This is a genomic window from Anaerobacillus sp. 63XJN7_5_ISO-PGPR-S23-430 (assembly GCF_056173695.1).
The window spans coordinates 823,630-846,637 of the sequence record NZ_CM149686.1 but is presented as its reverse complement, the minus strand read 5'-3'; the positions used below and the strand labels follow the sequence as shown (position 1 = coordinate 846,637).

Sequence of the window (23,008 nt, the reverse complement as noted above, 5' to 3'; positions counted from 1 at the left end):
CTATTTACTTTTGTGTTATTTTATGTAAAATTGGTTGTTAGAATTAGAAAGGGGGAAACTATCAATTGATTAGAAGATTAACTGAAAATGATCATCTTCAATGCCTCTCCTTATTAACACCACACGCTGCAGAGAACTTGTTCATTTTAGGAGATATTGAAGCTTATGGGTATGATCAACCTTTCCAGAAGCTTTGGGGTGATTTCTTAGAGGATGGTACATTGCGAGCTGTTTTATTAAAATATGAAAAAAACTATATTCCGTTTGCACCTGAGGATTTTGACGCAAAAGGTTTTGCAAAAGTGATTTCAGAAGACAGCGATTTCTTTATGATGTCAGGACTTAAACGGGTCACAAGTCAAATACAACCCTTTGTTTCCCATCCTTTTCGCTCAAGTCGTGAATTGTTCTATGCGAAATGTGAGAGTACTAACGAACTTGCCCTCGATAACATCACCAATGTACAAGTCGCTTCATCGCTTGACCTAAGTCACATCCATTCTCTTCATGAACAAATTGGTGAGTTTGACTCATCTGAGACCGTAGAAGAAAAGCGACGAAATCAGGAAAAAGGAGTATCAAGAACATACTTTATTGAGGAGGATGGGAAGCCTGTGTCAGCAGCTTCTACCGCAGCAGAAAATTCTCAATCAGCGATGATCGTTGGTGTTTGTACATTGGCAAATTATAAACGAAAAGGCTATGCTTCAAAATGTACAAGTAAGCTTTGTTATGACGTCCTTAAGGAAGGAAAAGTCCTATGTCTTTTCTATGATAATCCAGAGGCAGGAAACATTTACAAGCGAATAGGCTTTCAAGATATCGAGAAATGGATGATGATTCATTTTGAAACAAAAGAAGCTCTTGTTTAATCTCTCCGATCCTTGCTTTCAATAAGGATCGTTTTTTTATTGTCTCTTTTAAATTCAATCGTATAAAACTTCTATCAATCTCTTTTGTTGCCAGCTAGACACAACTATTCATGAATTAGCCTTGAGATTAGGTTATAACTTTCTTACTATTAAAGTGTGGATAAAGGTTTACAAGATTACTGAAGTGGCCATACTGTTTATTCAGAAATGGACGTAAGAAATGAAGGGAAGGAAAAATTGTTATGAAAAAAATCGGATCGTGGGTATCTATCCTTAGCATTTCTATGGTGCTAGCAGCGTGCGGACAGGATAATGCAAATGAGTCTAACAACGCCTCGACGGCAGAGGAAACTCAGGTCGAAACACTTGATGTTGCACTAGATACTCCTGAAAAAGTAGAAAAAGGTGAAAAGATTACTTTTTCTGCAACGGTTACACAGGGTGATGAAAAGGTAGACGATGCTGACGAAGTTATGTTTGAAGTATGGAAAGAAGGCTCCAAAGAAGATAGTGAAATGATCGAAGCTTCTCATGATGGTGAAGGCGTTTATACTGCTGAAAAGGAACTCGACGATGCTGGTAAATACTTCGTTCAATCTCACGTGACAGCTCGTGACCTACATACGATGCCGAAAAATGAAATGATGGTCGGTTCTGAAGAAGAAGCTGCTTCTGAAACTGATGAACACGCGCACGAACACGAAAGCGACGTATCCATCCATCTTATGAAGCCCGAAGAGATAAAAGCGAATGAAGATGTTTCGTTCATGGCACACCTTCAAAAAGACGAAGAAGCCTTAACTGGTGCTGACGTTCGCTTTGAAATTTCGAAAGTAGATGAAGAAAAAGCTGAGTGGGTTGACGCTGAAGAAATGAAGGATGGGGAATATGAAGGAACGACTTCTTTTAAAGAAGCTGGTGACTACACCGTTACCATCCATGTAGAGAACGATGAAGGTCTTCATGAACATACCGAAGAAAGTGTCACCATTACAGAATAATAAAATCCTCCCCCTCTATTCGAGGGGGAAATTTTTACTATGCTAGTTTTATTTTCTTGAATTTCCTTTTGCCCACTTGAATGACCAATCCATTTTTCACTTCAATTTCCTCATTCACTTCTGTTACTTTTACCTCATTTAGCTTAATACCGCCATTCTTCACCATTCGTCTAGCTTCACTTGTTGAAGGTAGCATGCCTAGTTTAGCGATCAATGTTGGCACAGTTACCATCCGATCTCCATCCCATATGACTTCCTCAATATCGGTTGGAAGCTGCTTTTGCTGAAAGATTTGTTGAAACTCCACTTCTGCTTTTTCAGAAGCATTTTCTCCATGAAACATGCGAACGATCGTCTTAGCTAAATTCATTTTAGCTGTTCTTGGATGGATTTCTTCTTGTTCAATTTCTTTACGAACCGTAAGCTTTTCCTCTAGAGATAGATCCGTGATTAATTCGGTATATTTGACGACCAGCTCATCAGGAATCGACATCGCTTTTCCATACATCTCTGATGGCTTCTCTGTAATCCCAATGTAATTCCCTTTGGATTTAGACATTTTTTCAATCCCGTCTAATCCCTCTAGAAGAGGCATCATTAAGACGACTTGCTTCTCTTTTCCGAACTGCTCTTGAAGGTGACGCCCCATTAAAACGTTGAAATATTGATCATTTCCACCGAGCTCAATATCACTTTCAAGATGAACAGAATCATAGCCCTGCATTAAAGGGTAAAAGAACTCATGAAGCGAGACAGGCTTATTCGCCTTCATTCGATTTTCAAAATCATCGCGCTCAAGTAAACGAGCAACCGTTATTTTTCCAGCGAGTTCAATAACGTCTTCAAACTTTAGTTCAGATAGCCACGCCGCATTGTAGTGGAGCTCCACTTTGCTTTGATCAAGAACCTTACCAAACTGCTCAAGATAAGTTCCAGCATTTCGTTTCACCTCTTCATCCGTTAGCTGCACTCTTGCTGTTGATTTTCCAGTAGGATCACCAATTTTACCTGTAAAGTCTCCAATAATGAGTTGGATGATATGGCCATTTTCTTGAAACTGCCTTAACTTATTTAACACAACGGTGTGACCAACATGGACATCGGGCGCAGAAGGATCAAGACCCAATTTCACTTTAAGTGGCTTATTCTTAAAAATCGAAGTGGCTATTTTATGCTTAAGTTCATCTCCAGGAATGACTTGACTCGTTCCATGTGTATAAACCACATATTGCCTTTCCATTTCCTTTCTTTGTTCTTCTGTTAATTGATCCATGATTGAGTTCATTCCTGTCGACCTCCTAATTATTAAATTTCATATGAAAAGCCACGTCCCCTCTATATAGTAGGGACGTGGCTTACACGCGATACCACCCTGATTGAAGAAATAACTTCTTCCGGCTCGAATACGATAACGGTTTTCCCGTTCCTGACTAGTTAGATCACTCTGTTCATCAAGAAGGCTCTGAGGGGTAATTCACGGTTAGACTGTACCAGTTCACACCAACCACTGGTTCTCTGACACTACTCGTCATAACACGCTACTGCTTCCTCTTCCTAGCCTATTGTTATTTACGATGCATGAATTTCTCATTACTTTATCTTCTTTTACGCTAGTTGTCAATTTGTTTCTTCAGAAGCAGTTTGGAATTTCTCACAAAAAAGAACGCAGCCTTGCAAGACTGCGCCTTTTTCATTATTGTTTATTTAATTCTTTTAACACGACAGTTGAAAGAATATCGATGAATTCTTCCTGTGCGTTTGGCATTTCTGGTCGATAATAATTTGCACCGATTTCATCTGTTACAACTTTACATTCATAGTCATTATCAAATAATACTTCCAAGTGATCGGCTACGAATCCTACTGGAGCATAAACAAACGATGTAAAACCTTGTTTTTCATAAAGATCTCTTGTTAAATCCTGTACGTCTGGGCCAATCCATGGATCTGGAGTGTTCCCTTCACTTTGCCATCCTATTGCCACGTTCTTCACACCTGACTCTGCTACGATAAGATCTGCCGTTTCTTTCAATTGGTCTGGATAAGGGTCTCCATTTGCAATGATTTTTTCAGGTAAACTGTGCGCGGAAACGATTAGGACAGATTTCTCGCGTTCTTGATCTGCCATCCCTTCAAATATCTCTTTAATACGCTTCGCCCAATAAGAGATAAATTTAGGCTCGTCATACCAGCTCTCAACAGAATGAATAACTGGGCCACCTAGTTTTCCAGCTTCTTCTTTTGCTCGTCCATTATAAGATTTGATACTAAATGTAGAGAAGTGAGGCGCCAACACAATACTAACGGCTTCTTCAATACCATCATTGTGCATTTGCTGTACCGCATCTTCTACAAAAGGCTCGATATGCTTTAATCCGATATAAAGCTTAAACTCAATTTCATCTTGAATTTCATTAAGGTGAGCTTCAAGCCCTTTCGCCTGATCTTCCGTAATTTTGGCAAGTGGCGATATTCCACCAATTGCTTTGTATCGGTCCTGAAGATCTTTTAGCTGCTCGTCAGATGGCTTGCGGCCTCTTCTAATATGTGTGTAATAACGTTCAATATCCTCTTCTTTATAAGGCGTTCCATACGCCATTACAAGTAATCCCATTGTCTTTTTAGCCATGAATGTGTTCCCCTCTCATACAGTGATTAATTAAATAAACTATCTTTTTATAATCATTATCATCTAGGTATCAGTATACCTTTTTTTCTCCCCTGAATCAAAGGAATCTGACTATAAATTCGTAACGTTTTGTGTCACTCCTATTGAAGCAAACCTTTATGTATTTTGCCACTTCCGATGCGCTTCCTATCACAGTATAGCGAACATTAAGCGTTCTGTCTTTCTCTTCCTCCACTTCTATTTCATCCTATCCACCATTTTCAGATTTCATACTGTGGTTGAATAACGCGGTAGTGAAGCTGGGGTTAGGTGCGTGACCCCCGCTTCCCCCCACAAAAAAAAGCTGCGCATCATTGCGCAGCTTTTTCCAATTTATCTATTTTTCCATTGCGCCATTATGCTTCGATACAACTTCACGCAGATCCGTGTCGTCTTGCTCTTCTGTATTAAAAACTAACACGTAGCGAAACTCTCTGTCCGCTTCCTCAGATGGATCAGCATTTTCTTCTTGCTTGCCTGTTGGCGTTTCATTAGAGAAAAACAAATCGTTATTCGCTCCAGCCGGGGTAGCAGTTCCCTGTCCCTGAACTGGTGTATCGATACTAAGCTTTTGATCTTCTGGAATATGTTCAACTGACAATTGACTTACCGAATAAGCCTGCAAATCAGCTTTTGCACTCTCTGCATCGTTCTCTGTTGTAAAATAAGCTTGTAATGATTTACTCATGTCAATCCAACTCCTTTTTATGATCTCACAAAAAGGGTTTCCCGATTCTTGCCATCTTTAATCATCGTGATAAAAATTAATGTCTTTTAGCGACGATCACCATGGAAACAAAGACTGTGCTAATCAGCATGGCGGCTAATGCACTCAGCACTGTTACTGAGCTAATATTCACTATGTTGAATTGTAGAAGAAAAAGAAACACCATGATATAACCTAGTACAGCAAAGTACGAATAAAACATCCCTTTCTCTCGAATCATTCGACTTCGCTCGTCCCGTGCCTTAAACTGCGGCTGAAGATAGCTTAAGCAAAAGGTCATAATAGACATACTCATCATCATATAACTTGCAGGAATAGGTTCATTTCCTGTGCCAAGACCAACACTAATCAGTAATAAAGCATTCAACGCAAAAAAGACGCCAAATCCGATATACGTTTTATTCATTGCCACTTCTAATCCCCCTCAGAATCCAAATAAAAAATCTCCTCCACAATCGTTCCAAACAACCTCGCCATTTCAAGTGCGAGCGGTAAAGATGGATTGTACTTTCCTTTCTCAATTGAAATAATCGTTTGCCTTGATACACCAAGTATTTCGGCTAGGCGATCCTGGGAATACCCTTGTTCTGTTCTTTTCTCACGGAGTACATTTTTCAACTAAAAAGCCTCCTCACTTCTCATTTACATTATAAGGTAAAGCTCACTTTACGTAAAGCTTACTTTACATCGAGATGAATCATAATCCTCCATTCACTACACATGCTAGAAAGATCCTAACGAAATCAGGAGGTAAAAAATGAAGCGTGACACAACACAAGCAAACAAAAAGATAAACGATTCATTTTACAAAGGACAAGCACCTGTCAATGTTGATGAAAAGATCAATGAAGACTTCTATGGCGAAGAACCAGCTCAACCCACGAGCTACCTCGGAAACAATACACCTGCCATTGATGTAACGGGGAATAAGGACAAAAATCGATAACCAACTTAAACTGCCCCTTTGCTAGCAAAGGGGCTCTACTTTATTATTCTGTTAAGTAGTGCATGCTCTTCAATAAGTAAAAAGCCGATGCTAATAGTAAAACTCCTGATAAAGCAAAAACAAATGGAACACTAATCGTCTCAGCAAGAAAACCGTATAGCAAAGAGCCAAGACCAAACGTAATGGATATCAGAGCGCTTTGAGCGCTAAAAACTTCAGGAAGTGAATCTTTCGGGCATTTCTTTTGGATGAATGTCACCATCGCAATTGATTTTATTTGTTCCACCATTCCTGAGAGCACAGTTAACAGAAGTGCAATCACAGGAACACTTATTAAACCAAAAACAAACGTTAAAATACTAATCGCGAAGCACGTGGCGAGAAGCGTTTCTTTCATATAACGTTCAAACCAATTCGTGTATTTGGATACGGCCATTCCACCTGCTATCAAGCCGATGAAAAAGCACGCATTAAGATATCCCCACCACGCTTCTGATTTCATAAGAACTTCTTCGACAAAAATATAAAGGATAGCAGCAATCCAAACGACATTTGCTATCGCTTCAATAAAAATCATAATGTGAAATATACGCAGAACAGGATGCTTCCAAATCAACCTCCATCCGCTCATCATATGAATTTTCGTCTTCCTTTCTCTGTGATCCCTCACAACAATTAACCCCATCATCAGTGTGGAAATCACGTACATCACAAAGGTAACCCATATAACGAAGGAGCCTGACGTTGCTGCTACAAGAATACCACCGAGTGCCCAACCGCCAAATTGAATGGACTGATCAACAACCGCTACAAAACTATTCGCTTTCGCAAGCTCATCCTCCGTAACGAGTTGAGGGAGCATGGCATTTCGAGCAGGTGCGGCCCACCCATCAAGAAAAGCGATGATAAAAACAAGAACTAAAATAATCAGTATTGAAGGATCAAAAAGCCATAAAGACAAGCCAAGCATCCCCAACAACACTGTCTTTATACATTGTGATCCGACTAGTAATCCTTTTAACGAAAAGCGGTTCAAGACTAGCGGTGCACACATTCCACTTACAAATCGAGCGATCGTAATAGTAAATGGTAGCAGGGAAAGATAAAGTGCTGAACCTGTTGATTGATAAAGAACAGCTATTAGCGCCACAATATATAGAACATCTCCCGTGTTGGCAAACCCCTGGCCAATCCACAAGAAACGAAATGAACGTAGTCTCATCATAACTACCCCTTTTTATTTTGGTCTTACAAATGAACTAAAGGGTAGTCAGTTTACATAGGGAAAATCACTCCTATTCTTCAATGTCTTTAAATGTCCAGATAACAGTTGCTAATATGAATGAAAAAATAGTAGGCGTTATGATGAGATAATTCGTTTGATAGCATTTTTTATTATTTTACCATATTCCTAAAATGACCGTTTTGAATTTTCTAAATTAATTAATTGTTTTTATGAAGCGTTTCATGCAAACTAAAAGGTGTAGTGATACTCTTTTTAGGGAAAGAAATAATGATACATTTTCGGATTGGTTTAAAGATTTCGTAAATTGATTGTTGCGAGTTGAATGCCATCTTGAGGAATGCTATCGTAAATATTTGATAAAGCAAGGATATCTACAACTAAATCGACCATTGTGATGGAGGTAAAATCTATGAGAATTATTGTAGCAGGCGGAGATGGTTTCTGTGGGTGGCCAACCGCACTTTACTTATCAAAACAGGGCCATGAGGTTACGATCATTGATAACATGGTACGCCGTAAATGGGATGATGAGCTTCAATCGAACTCACTCACCCCCATCTTACCCCTTGAAGAACGAGTGAAATTATGGGAAGAAAAATCAGGTAAGCATATCACAACGTATGATTGTGATTTGATGCACTATGACTTCTTAAAAGAAATCTTCAAGCAAGTACAGCCCGAAGCATTTGTTCACTTTGCTGAACAGCGCTCAGCACCATATTCTATGATCGATCGTGAGCACGCGGTATTTACACAAACGAATAACGTTGTTGGTAACTTGAACGTGCTCTATGCGATTAAAGAAGTTACACCTGATTGTCACTTAATTAAATTGGGCACAATGGGTGAGTATGGACAGCCTAACATAGATATCGAAGAAGGATACATAAAAATAGAACATAAAGGACGTGAAGACGTTCTTCCGTTCCCGAAACAGCCGGGATCGTTCTATCATTTATCAAAAGTACATGATAGCCATAACATTCAGTTTGCCTGCAAAATTTGGGGCATTCGTGCAACAGACTTAAATCAGGGAATTGTTTATGGACTTCATACAGATGAAGATGAACTTGATGAAGGTTTAATCAATCGCCTTGATTACGATGGTGTATTTGGTACAGCCCTTAACCGTTTCATCATTCAAGCAGCCATTGGCCATAACTTAACAGTGTACGGATCTGGTAAACAAACGCGCGCTTTCTTAAACATTAAGGACACGATTCGCTGTGTAGAAATTGCAGCAGAAAACCCGGCCGACAAAGGAGAATTCCGTGTGTTCAATCAGTTTACTGAAGAGTTTTCTGTACTTGAACTGGCTGAGAAAGTTCAGCGTGTAGCTGAAGCTAAAGGACTCAAAGTTAACATCGATCACCTTGAGAATCCTCGTGTTGAGAAAGAAGAGCACTACTATCACGCTGTAAACACGAGCTTAATTGATCTTGGTCTTGAGCCTTCTCTTTTAACAGATGAACACATTTCGAGAACGCTTGATACAGCTCTCAAATACAAAGACCGCGTACTGAAAGAAAACGTTCTTCCTAACGTGACCTGGAAGTAAAAGATGCACAATACTAACTGAGGTGTTCTTATGAAAATATCCATCGTAACAGAGACATTCCTTCCTTCAACAGATGGCGTGGTGACAAGACTTCGTGCATCGATCGATTATTTAATTGATCAAGGGCATGATATTCAGGTCATTGCTCCAGATTTAGGAGTGCGCAGCTATCGGAATATTCGTTTTGATGGAGTTCAGCCTCGTACATTCTTTCTATATAAACATCGGAAATTCGGCATGCCAACTCGTGTGATTAAAACCTATTTAGAGGAGTTTGATCCTGATCTTGTACATGTCGTTAATCCGGCTTTTATGGGCTATTCTGGTATCAAGTATGGTAAGAAACTAGGGGTTCCGCTTATTGCTTCTTATCATACTCACGTTCCTAAATACGCTGATCACTACAATATGTCATGGTCGGAACCTCTTCTCTGGTGGCACTTCAGAAGAATGCACAACAAAGCGGATATTAACCTCTGTACGTCACAAGCCATATTAGAAGAGTTAAATGAACAAAACTTCTATAACATGCATTTGTGGAAACGCGGTGTTGATACTGAACGCTTTAATCCTGAACTTCGTGACAGCAATATGAGACGCCGGTTATCAAACGACAATCCAGATAAAACCCTTCTCCTCTTTGTCGGAAGACTTGCATTCGAGAAAGAAATCGATTCGCTCGTTCCGATGCTTGAAGACAAGCCAGATGCTCACCTGGCGATTGTTGGGGATGGCCCTTATCGAGGTGAACTTGAAAAGAACTTTGGTCATCTTGATAACGTATCATTTACTGGTTTTCTACACGGAGAAGAGCTAGCAAGGGCTTATGCTTCTGCAGATGCGTTTATGTTTCCATCAACGACTGAAACGCTCGGGCTTGTCATACTTGAAGCGATGGCAAGTGGCCTTCCTGTTATTGCCGCAGAATCTGGTCCAACGAACGAACAGGTTGAGGATGGTTCAACAGGTCTACTCTATCGTTCAGGAACGAACGGTAACCTCACTGAAGTCATTAATCGCCTTCAGGAAAAAGGGCTATTAGAAAAAATGTCAAAAGAAGCTTACGAGCATTCTAGAGATTACGGTTGGCGAGGTCCAGCTCAACAGCTACTTGATTTCTATGAGTCCGCCATTGAGCAAAAGCAAGAAGAACAGCAGCAGGCGATTCAATAGATAGAAGGATGAGTATATGAAGCAGCAGAGAATTGGCAAGGGTTCTAAACAGGTGATGAGTTTCAGTGTAATTGGTGTGATGAATGCACTAGTTGATATAGGTGCTTTAAACCTGCTCATGCTGTTATTTCCAACAGATGATCGAATCCAGCTTATTATGTACAACACAATTTCATACGTTCTGGCGATCATTAACAGCTATTTCTGGAATGCCAAGCTCACGTTCCCTTCAAAAGCGATCCATGACAAAAAACAGGTGCTGTTATTTCTAGTTCAGGCCATCATCGCACTTGGTATTAGCAACCTTGTCTTTTATGGCGCTCTCTTGATATTCGAATGGATCACGCTGCCACGCTACATTGAACGTAATATTTCAAAAGGACTAGCCATGTTCCTCTCTTCTGCTTCAAGCTTCTTTATGATGAAACATCTTGTGTTTCCTCATACAAAACCAAAGCAATAAGAGCAATAAGACACACAAAAACCGCAGGTTTTCCTGCGGTTTTTGTTATTCTTCCTTATGTTCAATTTTTCCAAGTACTATAGCTGCGCCAAGTCCCCCCAATAATGTTAAGAGGCTCGCTACCGCAAGTCCAACATCTGACTGAAATCCTGGATACAACACAACGACTGAGCCGATCACTAAACCAATCATAACGGCATAAGTCGAAACCGTATATTTTGAAAGTAAGTGAGCAATGACCTTACCTGTTAAGCTTAATCCAATAATAATGCCTGCTCCTACCGTTAGTAAGAGGGGAATTTGAAACGATGAAAGACCATGGATAACAGTCTGATATGACCCAAGCAGTAATAAGACAAAAGAGCCACTTACTCCAGGAAGAATCATCGCTGTACTAGCTAACCAGCCAGAGAAAAACAGAATGATGTAATCAACCATACTTAACGATTTCATCACCTCTCCTGATCCATCCCCTTTTAGAAACAAAGTGGAAGCAATTAAAATCGCCGCTACAATTAACAATCCATAATGGAAAGGCTCGAACGTTTTCTTATAGTCTACTTTTTTTAATAAAAAAGGGACAACCCCAATAATTAAGCCAATAAAGAAAAAGAACGTAGGCTGTGGATAATGCTCGAGCAGTTTCTCCATAAGCTGACTAACGAGCAGTAAAGCAAGTCCTACGCCTATTAAAAGGGGAATAAAAAACCCAAGTTCTTTTTTCCAATTCTTACTCATCAATCCATTAATACCGCTAATCAGTCTTCTATAAATGCCAAGCACCATGGCAATCGTACCACCGCTTACGCCAGGGATTAAATCACTTACGCCCATTAATAATCCTCGATAAATATTGCGCCATACAAACATGATCACGTTTCTCCTTTTGCTTTATGTCTAGTACCTACATTACCCATATATACCCTCTTATTAACCGAGCATTTTTATCAACGCGATTTCGAAAAGGTTCAATCACCCTTCTACTATGCCACAATCCCTTCAAGAAAGAATGAATCAATTTTGTGACATTTCCTACTTTAAGCTCTGTAGTTGAAAAAGAGGATCCCTTTGCAGTAAAGTGATAGAAGTGATTGACAAACTGGAGGAATTTGATGAGTGATCGAAATAAAGGAATTATCCTATTGCTAATATCATCATTTGGATTTGCGATGATGGCTGCTTTTGTAAAGCTATCAGGTGACGTGCCTACGATTCAAAAAACGATGTTTCGAAATGCCGTCTCTGCCATCATTTCATTTGGCTTTGTGATGTACTACAAAGAAAGACTATTCGGTAAAAAGGAGAACCAGAAATTCTTGCTCCTGCGATCAGCGCTTGGAACACTAGGAATCATTTTCTATTTCTACGCGATTGACAACCTTGTCCTCTCTGATGCCGACATGCTCAATAAGCTTAGTCCTTTCTTATTAATTATTTTTTCCGCTCTTTTCTTAAAAGAAAAAGCGAAACGGTTCCAGATCATTGCGATCATCATCGCTTTCATCGGAACGCTATTAATTATAAAGCCACAGTTCTCAGTCGAGACAGTTCCGTATATTTCCGGACTGCTTTCTGCTATTTTTGCTGCAGGTGCCTATACAGTACTCAGGGTTCTTGGACAGCGTGAAAAGTTCTATACGGTTGTTTTCTATTTCTCATTCTTCTCAACCGTAGTATTATTGCCATTCGTGATTATCTTCTATGAACCAATGGAAACAAAACAGCTGATCTATCTATTATTAGCGGGCGTATTCGCAACGCTTGGACAATTTGGGCTCACCGTAGCCTATAAATTTGCACCCGCTCGAGAAATCTCAATTTTCTTCTACTCGACCGTCGTTTACTCTGCTTTAATCAGCATTGTGCTATTCGGTCAAATACCTGATGCCTTGAGTATTATTGGGTATATCGTTATTTTCTCGGCTTCGTTCTATATGTTTATTCGTAACAACCGAGAAGCGAAAAAGGTTGAGAAGAGACAACCACAAACTTCGCATTGATTCACATAATAAAAAGAGAGGCAAACTTCTATTTAAGTTTGCCTCTCTTTTTTTGTTTTCCAATGACACTGATTCATTTGTGAACTGTTTTAACTTCACTCTCTACTATTGGAGAGACCGAATAAGATTGCATTTGATGATGGTGATAGATAAACCTGTGCTCCTGTAAATAGTTTCCTCCAAGTACTTCGGGCAAAAACTTCTGCAGATTGCTTACTACACCCTGGTTATCTTCATCTAGAATCCAATCTATTCGTTTCCAGTCTAGTATTCCTTCTGCCGTATTTAAAGGGTAGTAAGAATCATTCCTTCTGGTAAATCCGCGAGAAAAATGTACATACCTGAGTTGCCCTGCTCACTATAAAAAAGAGCATTCCCTGCATAGATAACGCTCTCTAATTCAATCCCTGTCTCTTCAAAGGTTTCTCTTATTATACACTCAGACGGCGTTTCATTCTGTTCTAGCTTCCCACCAACGCCGTTCCAGAGACCCATTGTTGGGGCTTTGCGTCGATTTAACAGGAGAAGATCTTGATTTCTTTTGATAAAACAAATCGTATATTGAAGCATGTACCGTCACCTAGTTTCTCATAATTTGATCCAATTATATAAGTTTGATAAAAACCTAAAGCAATCACCTATCTATTTTACTAAACATTCACTCCATATGGATAAAACAGTTAATTTACTGTTACAATGAGCAAGTCGTCTTAAAACGATAGTAGAGTTGAATAAAAGGAACAATTAATTTTTCTCTGACATTCAGGAGGAAAGTAAGCATGCCAACAATCAATCAAGTCATTGAAAGCTATAATGAATTGGAAAAGCTTTCAGATGCTCCACTCACCATCATATCCGAGGTATTATGGATCATCGTTGGACTCATTTTCATTATGCATCTGATCCATAACCGGAAATTCTTATCTCCATCAAAATTTCTATTTAGAGGAGCCTTCCTGTTCATCATTTTACTCATCATAGGGTATTTATCGTACACGTTAAACAGCTATGATTTTTCAATGAACGAGAAATCTTGGAAAGAAAATACACTCGCCCCTTATCTTCAGTCTTTACATGAGCACAACGAACAAGTAGAGGATTTTTCCCAATTACTAAAAGACCCTGATAACGGCATAAAATCAAATTATGTAGATGAAGACATATCTCCAATTTGGATCGAGCTAGCCACCACTACGGATACTGGTGAAAAAAAAGAAAAAATCGTTGAAGCGACGATTGTAAAAGAACCAATTCAACAGCCCTATTTAACTTACAGAATGATTGAAAAAAACATTTCAGATCACTACTCAGATGAGGCTTATTATGAAACAACCCTTCACATTCCTGAAGATTATATGATTCTAACGGACTAATTTTTCAAAGAGCACACGCTCCATTTTTGGAGGTGTGCTTTCTTTCATTGTGCTAGTCTCGATTGGTTACCTTTTATCTTTGCGATACGCTATCCAGTCTCCACCTGGTATTTCGATAAAACGCTTTTCTGGATTTTTCATGATATAAGTAATGGCTTTGAAACTCCCTTGCTCACTTTCGATTTCCTGTATGACACAATCATACAAGTTATGATCGCGCCCTTCCTGATAACCTTCAAGAATATTAATTCTTTCTAGTAACTGATTATCGACTTCATAGACTTCTCCATATACGTTATGCTCCTCGCTTTGAACTAAAGCAGGGTAACCATCCTGTGTGTCATACAGCTGTCCCTTTGTCCAACAGAAGCTTTCTTTTAGAGCAGCTCCTTTTATGACACCATGATTGCTTTCTCCTAATCGTAATGTTCCATAACAAAACACAAGATGCATGATTCTCTCTCCTTTTATCTCCATAGCTATAGCGAAAAGCCCGCCAATAAGCGGGCTCCCCAGTAACTTTATTAAAAAATTCGCTTCAATGCCTTTTTCAATGGTGGCATATCAATTTCCTGTTCTTCAAATGCTTTTTTGAGCATGTATTTCGAATAGCTTGCTGCTTGTTCATACGTGATTTTACCTGGAAGAGGCGGTTGCTCTTCAATCACAATGTCGACAATGACAGGCTTCGGTGATTTCGCAGCTCGTTCAAAAGCTGGAAGCAATTCTTCATACTTTTCGACGCGGTAACCTTCACCACCAGCTGTTTCAGCAAATGCGGCAAAGTTAAAGTCTTTTAATTCCGTTTCATAATCAATGTTCCCTATTTCCTGCTGTTCATATTTAATCATGCCAAGACGTTCGTTGTTAAAGACGACAACCATCATAGGTAGCTTATATTTCACAGCTGTTAAGAAATCTTGCATAACCATCGTAAAACCACCGTCACCGCAAATCGCTACGGCCTGACGATCTGGATGAGCTATCTTACCTGCAATCGCTCCTGGAAGACCGCAACCCATTGTCGCCATCCATGAGGAAATGATGAATTTTTGATTCGTAATGCGTAAATGCCTTGCTGACCAAACTGTCACATTCCCTACATCGATTGACAAGACGGCATCATCATCCAAAACTTTTTGAAGTTGTGGCATGATTTGCTGTGGTTTAATCGGTGTAGACTGTTCCGATTCAATCTTTTCAAGATGAGCCCACCAGTTTTTCATATTGTCCTGACATTTCTCAATAAATTCACGGTCTTCCTGGTAGGTAGTATGCTCGGTTAAGTAAGATAACGTCCACTTGGCATCTCCTATTAATCCTACCGTTACAGGGTAACGTTTCCCGATTTGAGTTGGGTCAATATCAACCTGGATCGCCTTTGCTTTATCTGGTAAATAATCGCGATACGGGAATGACGTACCGACCATGATGAGTAAATCAGTTTCTTCCATTGCTTCATAAGCAGGCTTCGTTCCAATCTGACCGAGTTGACCAAGGTTATAAGGATGAACGTCAGGAATAGCTCCCTTACCTGGTAAACTTAAAATAACCGGTGCCCCTGCTTTTTCTGCAAAGCTTAACAGTTCTTCTCTCGCATGTTTAGAGCCTTTTCCTGCTAAAATGACCGGTCGCTTCGCTTCATTTAACATAGCGACTGCTTCGTTTAAATTGGAGTCATGTGGATGAACGACTGCTTTCGAGCGAATGAGAGAGGTGTTCTCCACCTTTTGTTTTACCTTCTCAGCTGCAAGGTCATCTGGAATTGTAAGGATTGCTACGCCCTTTTTCTCAACAGCTGTTCGTATAGCTTGATGAGTTAAGTCCGGTAACGATGCCGCAGTTTCCACCCTGCGATTAAATACAGATACATCATCAAACATTCGTTCAAGGTTAATTTCCTGAAATTGATCCGTTCCAAGTTGGTCGCTTGCGACTTGTCCAGCAATAACGAGAACCGGTGCACCGTCAGCCTTTGCATCATAAAGACCATTCATCAAATGAACTGCTCCTGGTCCCGCAATCGAAAGGCAGACACCTATTTTGCCTGTTATTTTCGCATACGATGCTGCTGCAAGGGCACCAACTTCTTCATGTCTAACCTGAATGAACTTCATACGGTCTTGAGCATTTCTTAAATTTTCCACAAAGTGGTTAATCGAATCTCCTGGTAAACCATACACATGATCTACTCCCCATTCAGAGAGTGTATTCAGTAAAATCTCGCCAGCATTTTTATCAAACATCATGACTCCTCCTTCGTTTCCTTATCCATAATGGGAAAGTACCCCTCTATAGGATCAGTGAAACGTCAGAGAAAAGAATAAAGCAGCCCAATTGGACTGCTTTTATCGATATTACGTTCGTGGTCCACCTGCAACATAAAGAACTTGTCCACTAACAAAGGATGAGTTTTCATCTGCAAAAAAGAGTGCAGCATTCGCAATGTCTTCCGGTTTCCCTGTTCTAGCTACTGGAATCTGCTTTTTGTTATATTCAATAAACTGGTCAAATTCAACACCGAGACGTTCGGCCGTTGCTTTTGTCATATCACTTTCAATAAATCCTGGCGCGATAGCATTAGCCGTAATGCCATATTTACCAAGCTCGAGTGAGAGCGTTTTGGTTAACCCCTGAATGCCCGCTTTGGCAGCTGCATAGTTCGTTTGTCCACGATTACCTAGTGCAGAAGTAGAGGATAGACTTATGATGCGACCATATCCTTGGTCAACCATATACTTTTGTGCCGCTCTTGAAGCATAAAAACTCCCAGTAAGATGTACCTGCATGACCGTCATCCAGTCCTCATCACTCATTTTAAATAATAGATTATCTCGAATAACTCCAGCGTTGTTTACAAGAATATCAATTGAGCCGTATGCTTCAGCCGCTTCTTTCATACTTGACTCTACCTGCTCTCGCTGTGTAACATCCACAACTCCTGTCATAACTGAGAAGCCTTTCCCTTCTAATTTCTTTCTAGTTGTGGAAAGGGCTTCTTCGTTCACATCGGCAAGGTATACCTTAGCCCCTTCATCTGTAAACTTTTCTGCAATGCTCGCACCGATCCCTCTGCTTCCACCAGTTATGTATGCCACTCTACCTTCAAGTCGTTTCACTCAACCTCACTCCTGTAAGCGTTTTCTTAGCTCTAATTAAACTATAATAATACTATAATTTTCTGTCAACTATTGTCATCCAGTTTAAAATTAGGATAATAAGTGAAAAGAGTAGGAGAATGAATTATTTATATTGGAGGCTATCGCGATGAAACATCTCGTTTTCTATGATGCTGAATGTCCTTTTTGTTTTTATGTAAAGAAATCACTTCGCAAACTGGATTGGTTTAATAAGATCGAATGGATACCGGTCCAAGAAATTGAGAAACACCCAGAAGACTATCCTTATATGCAGTTTCGCCACAAACGAATGTATGATGAAATTCATATGCTCACGACATCTGGGAAACTTCATGCAGGCTTTTATACGGTAAGACGACTGTTAATGGCACTTCCAGTAACGGTACCTCTCTCTTTACTACTATACTTACCTTTTATTGATAAGCTTGGTTCACCATTCTATATCTGGTTTTCAAAAAACCGTTATGATTGGTTTGGACGTTATTCAGAGCCCCGTTTTGAATAATTTTTTTAAAAGCAGGCGTTTATACTTTTTTCTAGAATACTATTTATCAGAGAATTAGTTTGGAAGGATGCTTTGATATGGAAGAAAAATGGCTTACCTGGGCGAAACAAATACAATCCATTGCTCAAGCAGGGCTAACTTATACGCAGGATAACTATGATTATGAAAGATATATTGAACTGAGACAGCTAAGTGCTGAAATCATGGAAACCTACACGGACTATGATATGAAAACAATTAGCGAACTTTTCACGAATGAAACTGGCTATCAAACGCCTAAAGTAGACGTTCGTGCAGCTGTTTTTCATGAAGGTAAATTGCTTTTCGTTAAAGAAAAAGCTGATGGCAAGTGGTCCCTTCCCGGCGGCTGGGGTGATGTAGGCTTTACGCCAGGAGAAGTAGCGGTAAAAGAAGTTCAAGAAGAATCAGGCTACATTGTAGAAGCACGGCGACTTCTTGCCGTGCTCGATCACAAAAAACACCCTCACCCACCATCGCCTTATCATATTTATAAGGTGATGATTGAGTGTGAGCTAGTCGGTGGAAATGCGGCCGAAAGTATCGAAACAAGTGACAGTGGTTTTTTCGCTCAAGACGAGCTTCCCCCTTTGTCGACTGGCAGAATTACTGAATCACAGGTTGGGATGCTTTATAATCTCCATAACAACGTTACCCTTCCACCTGTTTTTGATTAGGTGAAATAAGGAGCTATCACAATGATTAAACCATTTAACAATGGCCTTCTTCTTATGAGGAAAGACAAATTACAAGAACGAAGCTGGAGAAGTGATAATTGTTATAAGTTTATATTCTCTCACCAGGGGTCAGGGCTTTACGAAACACCACGTGGTGATATTTCAATTGATAAAGGACTGTTCTATATTCTTAACCCCGGCGATACCCATCGCCAACTTAACGTTACGGATGAAAAATTTCTAATCGAACTAGATGAAACGATTTTTCAAGAAGTAGCAAAAGATCTCAACCTCAGTGTACGCTGTCCTGAATTTGCGTCTATTCCTTATTGTCATCCACAGTTTCAGCAGTGGGCTTCTTTTGTACGAGATTGTATGGGGAACGGTTTGCAATCCGAAGAAAGCACTTACTTCCTTGAGCACAGTGCGGTACAACTTGTTATCCTCATGCTTAAGCATGCTCCAGGATTGCATCAACAGGAGCTCTCCATCCCTTCAGCGAAGTTCCCGCTTACTACTGCTATCACAGCTATGAAAGAAGGATTTCAAGAAGACTGGTCGCTTGAGCAGCTCGCAAACCTGACAGGTCTCTCGAAATATCAATTCGCTCACTCCTTTAAAGAAGCGTTTGGTATTTCGCCTTATTCATTCCTGCAACTTTATCGCATTATGAAAAGTCAGGAAAAGCTTCTTCACTCTAGTGAATCAATTCTATCAATTGCTTTTTCATCAGGATTCAAGAATCTTTCTTCTTACAATCATCTATTTAAAAAGTTGTATGGAAAATCTCCTTCTCAATTTCGCAGTGGTTCCTACAAGATAGACGATACTAATGAGCATCATTAACATTCCACTAACAACCATTATAACTTGAATTGGCAGAAGTACAGCGAATACACCAAATAGAGCCAATGAAAGGGTATTAGCAAGATAGAGTAGAACAGCGTTCGTGCTAAAGCCTCTTCCAAGCTGTTCTTTCGGTACGATGGTTTGCAGGAGATAAACTCTTGCAAGTCCAGCTATCGGAATCCCGATTCCTACTAGAATAGCACCTACAAAAAAATGTTCTAACTCGTATAATACGCCATAATAAAATACGCCCGCTCCCCAAATGAAAGCACCAATCATATATGTTTTTAAATCCATTTCCTTTACAATATAAGGAATCACTAAATTCGTTCCAATCACAACTGCACCAAACAAACCTAGTATCAAACTATAAATCTCTTCACTCCTTGAGGTCATATCTGAAAGCGCGAGTAGGAGCCCCACTTCCCAAACCCAGGTATTAAGAAATACAATTACAAAAGTACTTAGAAACAAATGCTTCAAGGTGATATTCTCACCAGCCCATTTAGTAAACGATCCGATTGAGCGCCAGACTCCGCTCAAGGATTTTTCCCCATTATAAGTGGTTTCTTTCACTTGTAATTTCATAAGAAAGAATGCACTCAATCCATAAGTTATGGCGTCAATAGTAAAAAAATGGACAGCACCATGCGTTGTAAGAATCCATATTGAAAGAAAAGGACTTATGACCGTAACCCCTCTTTGAAGTGTATCATTCAATCCATTAACCGATGTTCGTTCTTTCTCTTCTGTCATAAGAGGCAGCAAAGCACGATGAGCTGGGTTAAAGAAGCAACCAATCGATTGAATGAGAAAACTAACAAACAGTAAATAAGCATATCCTAACAAATCTGCGTAATAGAACAATACAACAGATCCAATTAATGGAATTCTGATAAAATCTAAAATAATGAGCATTCTCTTCTTCTGTACCCAATCGGAGATCACCCCTCCTATCAATCCAAAGAGTAAATAAGGGAGCGTTTCCGCAATCGCCATTCCAGTCGTCAATACCTTAGATCCGGTTATCTCATAAGCAAGAAAAAGAAACGCCATACCTGAAAGGACATCGCCTAGCTTTGAAATCCCTCCTCCGAGCAAGTAGTACCTTATGTTTTGATTGAACATTAATTTGATATACATAAAATCACCTCTCTCTATCATAAAAAGAAAGAGGTGATTTATCTTATAAGATCTTGCTACAATTTAGCGCAATAAATTGTCTTTATATGATTTCAGCCATGTATCAGCCATAAGACGATTGCCTACTGAAGTCATATGAACGCCATCCGTTGTGAGAGTATCTTTCTTTTCCCTTAGCGCTTGTAGGAAAGTTCCATGAGTAGGAACAACAATTGCGCCAAACTTAACTCCCAACTTCCGAACGATTTCAACATAAGGCATAAGCAACTGATTTCCTTTTGAATAGATATTCTCTTCAATAATCGTTGGTTCCATTAGGACAATTTGCACAATACCATCATTTACTTTATTTAAAAGTCGTTCATATACCTCCTCAAACTCACTTGGCAACACCTGCTCCATCTCAGAATGATCCAATTGTCTCCACCCATCGTTAATGCCAATGGAAATGGAAATCAGATCAGGTTCCACCGCTAAAACATCCCGTTTCCATCTACTTTCAAGATCAGTGATTCGATCACCACTCACGCCTTTATTGATGATCTCCACATGGAATTCCTTTATTATCTCTTCCTTAATCATTCTTACATATCCATAACCAAGTCCTTCAGGGTCCTGGTTTCTGCCTGAATCCGTAATACTATCCCCGATAAACAACCACTTCATATAAGCTCCTCCAGGTTCTCAGTCGTAATGGTCCATCGCTCATTTACCTTACTATGCTGCTCTAATATCCAGCTTTTTGAGTATTGTTCAATATCCCTCACATCGGTTTCCTCAAGATGAACATCAATCGATTCAATACTTCCCTGTTGATTTGTTTTTAGATAGATGGCATCATGATCATCATTCATAAAACGGTTGTAGGATTGGGTGCTTTTCCAAAAACCAATAATAATCGCCACGTTTCCTTCTGACCAGCCACCGTACTGAGCTATAAACCCTTCGTCATTTCGCAATTCAATCCAGCGTTCTTGCCCTCTAGAAAAAGTTGCTTCCTGACCTTCTCGCACGTTGCAAACTATTTTTTTAATCAGCATCACAGTTGAGCCTTTTCACTAAAATCAGGATGTCTGAAGCAGTCAGTTGTATGATCATTGACTAAACCAACAGCTTGCAAGAAGCTATATATAATAACAGGACCTACAAACGTAAAACCACGCTTTTTCATATCTTTACTAATCTTCTTGCTAAGTTCTGTTTCTGCAGGTACTTCCTCTAACGATTTCCAGTCGTGAATGATCGGAGTGTCTTGCGTAAAACCCCATATGTATGATGAAAAGCTTCCGAACTCTTCTTGAACCTCCATAAATGCTTTCGCATTCTTTACCGTTCCGCGCACCTTTAATTTATTCCGTATAATGCCTTCATTATGGAGTAGCTCTTGTATTTTGTCCTCATCATAAGTCGCTACTTTCTCAACAATAAATTGATCAAAAGCAGCTCGATAATTCTCTCTTCTTTTCAAAATCGTAATCCAACTTAACCCCGCCTGCGCTCCTTCTAAAATGAGCATTTCAAAAAGTTTTTGATCGTCATAAACAGGAACTCCCCACTCATGATCATGATACTCTTTATAAATTTCTTCTTCATTCACCCATGCACAACGGTTCATAATGTTACCTCCAATAAAGGCTAGTTGCCTACAATTTCTTAACGCTAATCCAGTTGAATACTTTCTCCTACGCTAGCCATACTAAGTGGCGATAACAAAGGAGATGATCGTGATGGCTAGATTGCTTTATATTACCGTGAATCCAAAACCGGTAAAAGAATCTTTCAGTTTAAGTATAGGGGAAGTTTTCCTTGAAACCTACCAGGAAAAACATCAGAATGATGACGTCGTAAAGCTAGATCTTTATAATATTGATCTTCCTTATATTGATACTGACGTTTTTAACGGATGGGGCAAGCTGCAACAGGGAAATGCATTTGACCATTTATCAGGAGACGAACAGCTTAAAGTAAGTAAAATCAACGACCTTACAGATCAATTCATATCAGCAGATAAATATGTCTTTGTTACGCCATTCTGGAATTTCAGCTTTCCCCCTAAATTAAAAGCTTACATTGATACAGTGGCTATTGCTGGTAAGACTTTTAAATATACAGAAGAAGGCCCAGTTGGTCTCCTAACTGATAAGAAAGCCCTTCACATCCAGGCGAGAGGTGGCATCTATTCAGAAGGGCCAGCAAAAGAAATGGAATTCGGAGATCGGTACTTACATGCTGTACTTGGATTCCTAGGCATCCCTTCTGTTGAATCCGTCATTGCTGAAGGAATGGCACAAATGCCTGAGAAAGCTGAAGAAATCAAGAAAAAGGCGATGGAAGAAGCGAAACAAGCTGCAAAGACTTTCTAAGAAATACAGTATTCGTTCGTGCCTCTGAAATAGCATTTCCCCAAAATAAAAAAGCGCACATTGCGCTTTTTTATTCATCCCTTAACGAGTGGTCGAGCGGAATCATTAAACTGTAATCAAAAGGGAAGCTCATCTCAGCGATCTCTTCATTCTGATGGGGGACTTCACTCACGTTCATTTCTCCTGGTATACCCTCTAGCGGAATATGTTGTGTATGATCAAACATTTCATCGTCTCCTTCCATTTCTAGTATGGTTGAAGAACGATCTAATTATGAGATCTAGTT

General features: G+C 39.7%; 27 protein-coding genes, 1 pseudogene and 1 other annotated feature. Of the genes and pseudogenes, 12 read left to right on the top strand and 16 right to left on the bottom strand.

Annotated features, from left to right (window positions below):
• Positions 1 to 65 precede the first annotated feature (65 nt).
• Entirely contained in the window at positions 66 to 872 is an 807-nt protein-coding gene (locus AC0VYJ_RS04570) for a GNAT family N-acetyltransferase (protein ID WP_430243796.1), read from the top strand.
• A 242-nt stretch (positions 873 to 1,114) separates the two neighbouring features.
• The gene (locus AC0VYJ_RS04565) at positions 1,115 to 1,873 is read left to right on the top strand and encodes a FixH family protein (RefSeq protein ID WP_475366649.1); all 759 of its coding nucleotides are present in this window, start codon (positions 1,115 to 1,117) and stop codon (positions 1,871 to 1,873) included.
• Positions 1,874 to 1,910: 37 nt separating this feature from the next.
• On the opposite strand, the gene tyrS is transcribed toward AC0VYJ_RS04565, so the two are convergent.
• From tyrS to AC0VYJ_RS04540, 5 genes are all read right to left on the bottom strand, one after another.
• The gene (gene tyrS, locus AC0VYJ_RS04560) at positions 1,911 to 3,158 is read right to left on the bottom strand and encodes a tyrosine--tRNA ligase (RefSeq protein WP_475366648.1); all 1,248 of its coding nucleotides are present in this window, start codon (positions 3,156 to 3,158) and stop codon (positions 1,911 to 1,913) included.
• Between the two features lie 56 nt (positions 3,159 to 3,214).
• Positions 3,215 to 3,438, bottom strand: a binding site (T-box leader).
• Between the two features lie 128 nt (positions 3,439 to 3,566).
• Complete coding sequence (gene hemH / locus AC0VYJ_RS04555) at positions 3,567 to 4,502, bottom strand: ferrochelatase (protein WP_194220378.1); 936 nt, start codon at positions 4,500 to 4,502, stop codon at positions 3,567 to 3,569.
• Positions 4,503 to 4,878: 376 nt separating this feature from the next.
• Positions 4,879 to 5,229, bottom strand: coding sequence for a hypothetical protein (locus AC0VYJ_RS04550; protein WP_430243802.1), 351 nt, complete (start codon positions 5,227 to 5,229; stop codon positions 4,879 to 4,881).
• Positions 5,230 to 5,305: 76 nt separating this feature from the next.
• Entirely contained in the window at positions 5,306 to 5,674 is a 369-nt protein-coding gene (locus tag AC0VYJ_RS04545) for a permease (RefSeq protein ID WP_430243895.1), read from the bottom strand.
• An 8-nt stretch (positions 5,675 to 5,682) separates the two neighbouring features.
• A complete protein-coding gene (locus AC0VYJ_RS04540; RefSeq protein WP_475366647.1) occupies positions 5,683 to 5,886 on the bottom strand; it encodes a helix-turn-helix transcriptional regulator in 204 nt (67 codons plus the stop codon).
• 139 nt (positions 5,887 to 6,025) lie between these two features.
• Between AC0VYJ_RS04540 and AC0VYJ_RS04535 the strand changes: the two genes are divergently transcribed.
• Positions 6,026 to 6,214 (top strand): hypothetical protein, encoded by a 189-nt coding sequence (locus AC0VYJ_RS04535; protein WP_475366646.1) that lies wholly within the window; start codon positions 6,026 to 6,028, stop codon positions 6,212 to 6,214.
• Positions 6,215 to 6,257: 43 nt separating this feature from the next.
• Here AC0VYJ_RS04535 and AC0VYJ_RS04530 read toward each other — a convergent pair whose 3' ends face one another.
• Complete coding sequence (locus tag AC0VYJ_RS04530) at positions 6,258 to 7,436, bottom strand: MFS transporter (protein ID WP_475366645.1); 1,179 nt, start codon at positions 7,434 to 7,436, stop codon at positions 6,258 to 6,260.
• 433 nt (positions 7,437 to 7,869) lie between these two features.
• Here AC0VYJ_RS04530 and AC0VYJ_RS04525 point away from each other — a divergent pair, with 433 nt between their 5' ends.
• Genes AC0VYJ_RS04525 through AC0VYJ_RS04515 form a run of 3 tightly spaced genes read left to right on the top strand, consistent with a single transcriptional unit; the run spans position 7,870 to position 10,654 of the window.
• Positions 7,870 to 9,018 carry an NAD-dependent epimerase/dehydratase family protein gene (locus AC0VYJ_RS04525; protein ID WP_475366644.1) on the top strand — a complete coding sequence of 383 codons (1,149 nt, stop codon included), beginning with the start codon at positions 7,870 to 7,872 and terminating at the stop codon, positions 9,016 to 9,018.
• A 30-nt stretch (positions 9,019 to 9,048) separates the two neighbouring features.
• Positions 9,049 to 10,191 (top strand): glycosyltransferase family 4 protein, encoded by a 1,143-nt coding sequence (locus tag AC0VYJ_RS04520; RefSeq protein WP_475366643.1) that lies wholly within the window; start codon positions 9,049 to 9,051, stop codon positions 10,189 to 10,191.
• Positions 10,192 to 10,207: 16 nt separating this feature from the next.
• Positions 10,208 to 10,654, top strand: a complete 447-nt coding sequence (locus AC0VYJ_RS04515) for a GtrA family protein (protein WP_475366642.1) — start codon at positions 10,208 to 10,210, stop codon at positions 10,652 to 10,654.
• 45 nt (positions 10,655 to 10,699) lie between these two features.
• Here AC0VYJ_RS04515 and AC0VYJ_RS04510 read toward each other — a convergent pair whose 3' ends face one another.
• Positions 10,700 to 11,524, bottom strand: a complete 825-nt coding sequence (locus tag AC0VYJ_RS04510) for a DUF368 domain-containing protein (RefSeq protein ID WP_475366641.1) — start codon at positions 11,522 to 11,524, stop codon at positions 10,700 to 10,702.
• 242 nt (positions 11,525 to 11,766) lie between these two features.
• Between AC0VYJ_RS04510 and AC0VYJ_RS04505 the strand changes: the two genes are divergently transcribed.
• Positions 11,767 to 12,654: a DMT family transporter gene (locus tag AC0VYJ_RS04505; RefSeq protein ID WP_475366640.1), complete on the top strand. Its 888-nt coding sequence runs from the start codon at positions 11,767 to 11,769 to the stop codon at positions 12,652 to 12,654.
• Positions 12,655 to 12,727: 73 nt separating this feature from the next.
• Here AC0VYJ_RS04505 and AC0VYJ_RS04500 read toward each other — a convergent pair.
• Positions 12,728 to 13,224, bottom strand: a pseudogene (locus AC0VYJ_RS04500) (NUDIX hydrolase).
• A 209-nt stretch (positions 13,225 to 13,433) separates the two neighbouring features.
• Between AC0VYJ_RS04500 and AC0VYJ_RS04495 the strand changes: the two are divergent.
• Entirely contained in the window at positions 13,434 to 14,027 is a 594-nt protein-coding gene (locus AC0VYJ_RS04495) for a hypothetical protein (protein WP_283152906.1), read from the top strand.
• 66 nt (positions 14,028 to 14,093) lie between these two features.
• Here the strand turns inward: AC0VYJ_RS04495 and AC0VYJ_RS04490 are convergent, their stop codons facing one another.
• The 3 genes from AC0VYJ_RS04490 to fabG form a co-directional block, all read right to left on the bottom strand.
• A complete protein-coding gene (locus tag AC0VYJ_RS04490; RefSeq protein WP_475366639.1) occupies positions 14,094 to 14,480 on the bottom strand; it encodes a gamma-glutamylcyclotransferase family protein in 387 nt (128 codons plus the stop codon).
• Between the two features lie 71 nt (positions 14,481 to 14,551).
• Entirely contained in the window at positions 14,552 to 16,273 is a 1,722-nt protein-coding gene (locus AC0VYJ_RS04485; protein ID WP_194220365.1) for a pyruvate oxidase, read from the bottom strand.
• A 111-nt stretch (positions 16,274 to 16,384) separates the two neighbouring features.
• A complete protein-coding gene (gene fabG, locus AC0VYJ_RS04480) occupies positions 16,385 to 17,146 on the bottom strand; it encodes a 3-oxoacyl-ACP reductase FabG (RefSeq protein WP_430243824.1) in 762 nt (253 codons plus the stop codon).
• 148 nt (positions 17,147 to 17,294) lie between these two features.
• On the opposite strand from fabG, the gene AC0VYJ_RS04475 reads away from it, so the two are divergent.
• The 3 genes from AC0VYJ_RS04475 to AC0VYJ_RS04465 all read left to right on the top strand — a co-directional run bounded on the left by AC0VYJ_RS04475 (position 17,295) and on the right by AC0VYJ_RS04465 (position 19,213).
• Entirely contained in the window at positions 17,295 to 17,672 is a 378-nt protein-coding gene (locus AC0VYJ_RS04475) for a thiol-disulfide oxidoreductase DCC family protein (protein WP_475366638.1), read from the top strand.
• Positions 17,673 to 17,749: 77 nt separating this feature from the next.
• On the top strand, positions 17,750 to 18,367 hold the full coding sequence (locus AC0VYJ_RS04470; RefSeq protein ID WP_475366637.1) for an NUDIX hydrolase: 618 nt from the start codon (positions 17,750 to 17,752) through the stop codon (positions 18,365 to 18,367).
• A gap of 21 nt (positions 18,368 to 18,388) precedes the next feature.
• Positions 18,389 to 19,213, top strand: coding sequence for a helix-turn-helix domain-containing protein (locus AC0VYJ_RS04465; protein ID WP_475366636.1), 825 nt, complete (start codon positions 18,389 to 18,391; stop codon positions 19,211 to 19,213).
• Here AC0VYJ_RS04465 and AC0VYJ_RS04460 read toward each other — a convergent pair.
• The 4 genes from AC0VYJ_RS04460 to AC0VYJ_RS04445 form a co-directional block, all read right to left on the bottom strand.
• Complete coding sequence (locus AC0VYJ_RS04460; protein ID WP_475366635.1) at positions 19,130 to 20,359, bottom strand: MFS transporter; 1,230 nt, start codon at positions 20,357 to 20,359, stop codon at positions 19,130 to 19,132. The two genes, AC0VYJ_RS04465 and AC0VYJ_RS04460, sit on opposite strands and share 84 nt — an antisense overlap.
• A 63-nt stretch (positions 20,360 to 20,422) precedes the next feature.
• Complete coding sequence (locus AC0VYJ_RS04455) at positions 20,423 to 21,025, bottom strand: SGNH/GDSL hydrolase family protein (RefSeq protein WP_475366634.1); 603 nt, start codon at positions 21,023 to 21,025, stop codon at positions 20,423 to 20,425.
• Positions 21,022 to 21,399, bottom strand: a complete 378-nt coding sequence (locus AC0VYJ_RS04450) for a DUF4937 domain-containing protein (RefSeq protein WP_475366633.1) — start codon at positions 21,397 to 21,399, stop codon at positions 21,022 to 21,024. Before AC0VYJ_RS04450 ends, AC0VYJ_RS04455 begins: the two co-directional genes overlap by 4 nt.
• Positions 21,399 to 21,974 (bottom strand): DNA-3-methyladenine glycosylase I, encoded by a 576-nt coding sequence (locus tag AC0VYJ_RS04445; RefSeq protein ID WP_475366632.1) that lies wholly within the window; start codon positions 21,972 to 21,974, stop codon positions 21,399 to 21,401. The genes AC0VYJ_RS04450 and AC0VYJ_RS04445 overlap by 1 nt, the downstream gene beginning before the upstream one ends.
• Positions 21,975 to 22,086: 112 nt before the next feature.
• Here AC0VYJ_RS04445 and AC0VYJ_RS04440 point away from each other — a divergent pair, with 112 nt between their 5' ends.
• A complete protein-coding gene (locus tag AC0VYJ_RS04440) occupies positions 22,087 to 22,722 on the top strand; it encodes an FMN-dependent NADH-azoreductase (RefSeq protein ID WP_283152915.1) in 636 nt (211 codons plus the stop codon).
• A 70-nt stretch (positions 22,723 to 22,792) separates the two neighbouring features.
• On the opposite strand, the gene AC0VYJ_RS04435 is transcribed toward AC0VYJ_RS04440, so the two are convergent.
• Entirely contained in the window at positions 22,793 to 22,948 is a 156-nt protein-coding gene (locus tag AC0VYJ_RS04435) for a hypothetical protein (RefSeq protein WP_475366631.1), read from the bottom strand.
• Positions 22,949 to 23,008 lie beyond the last annotated feature (60 nt).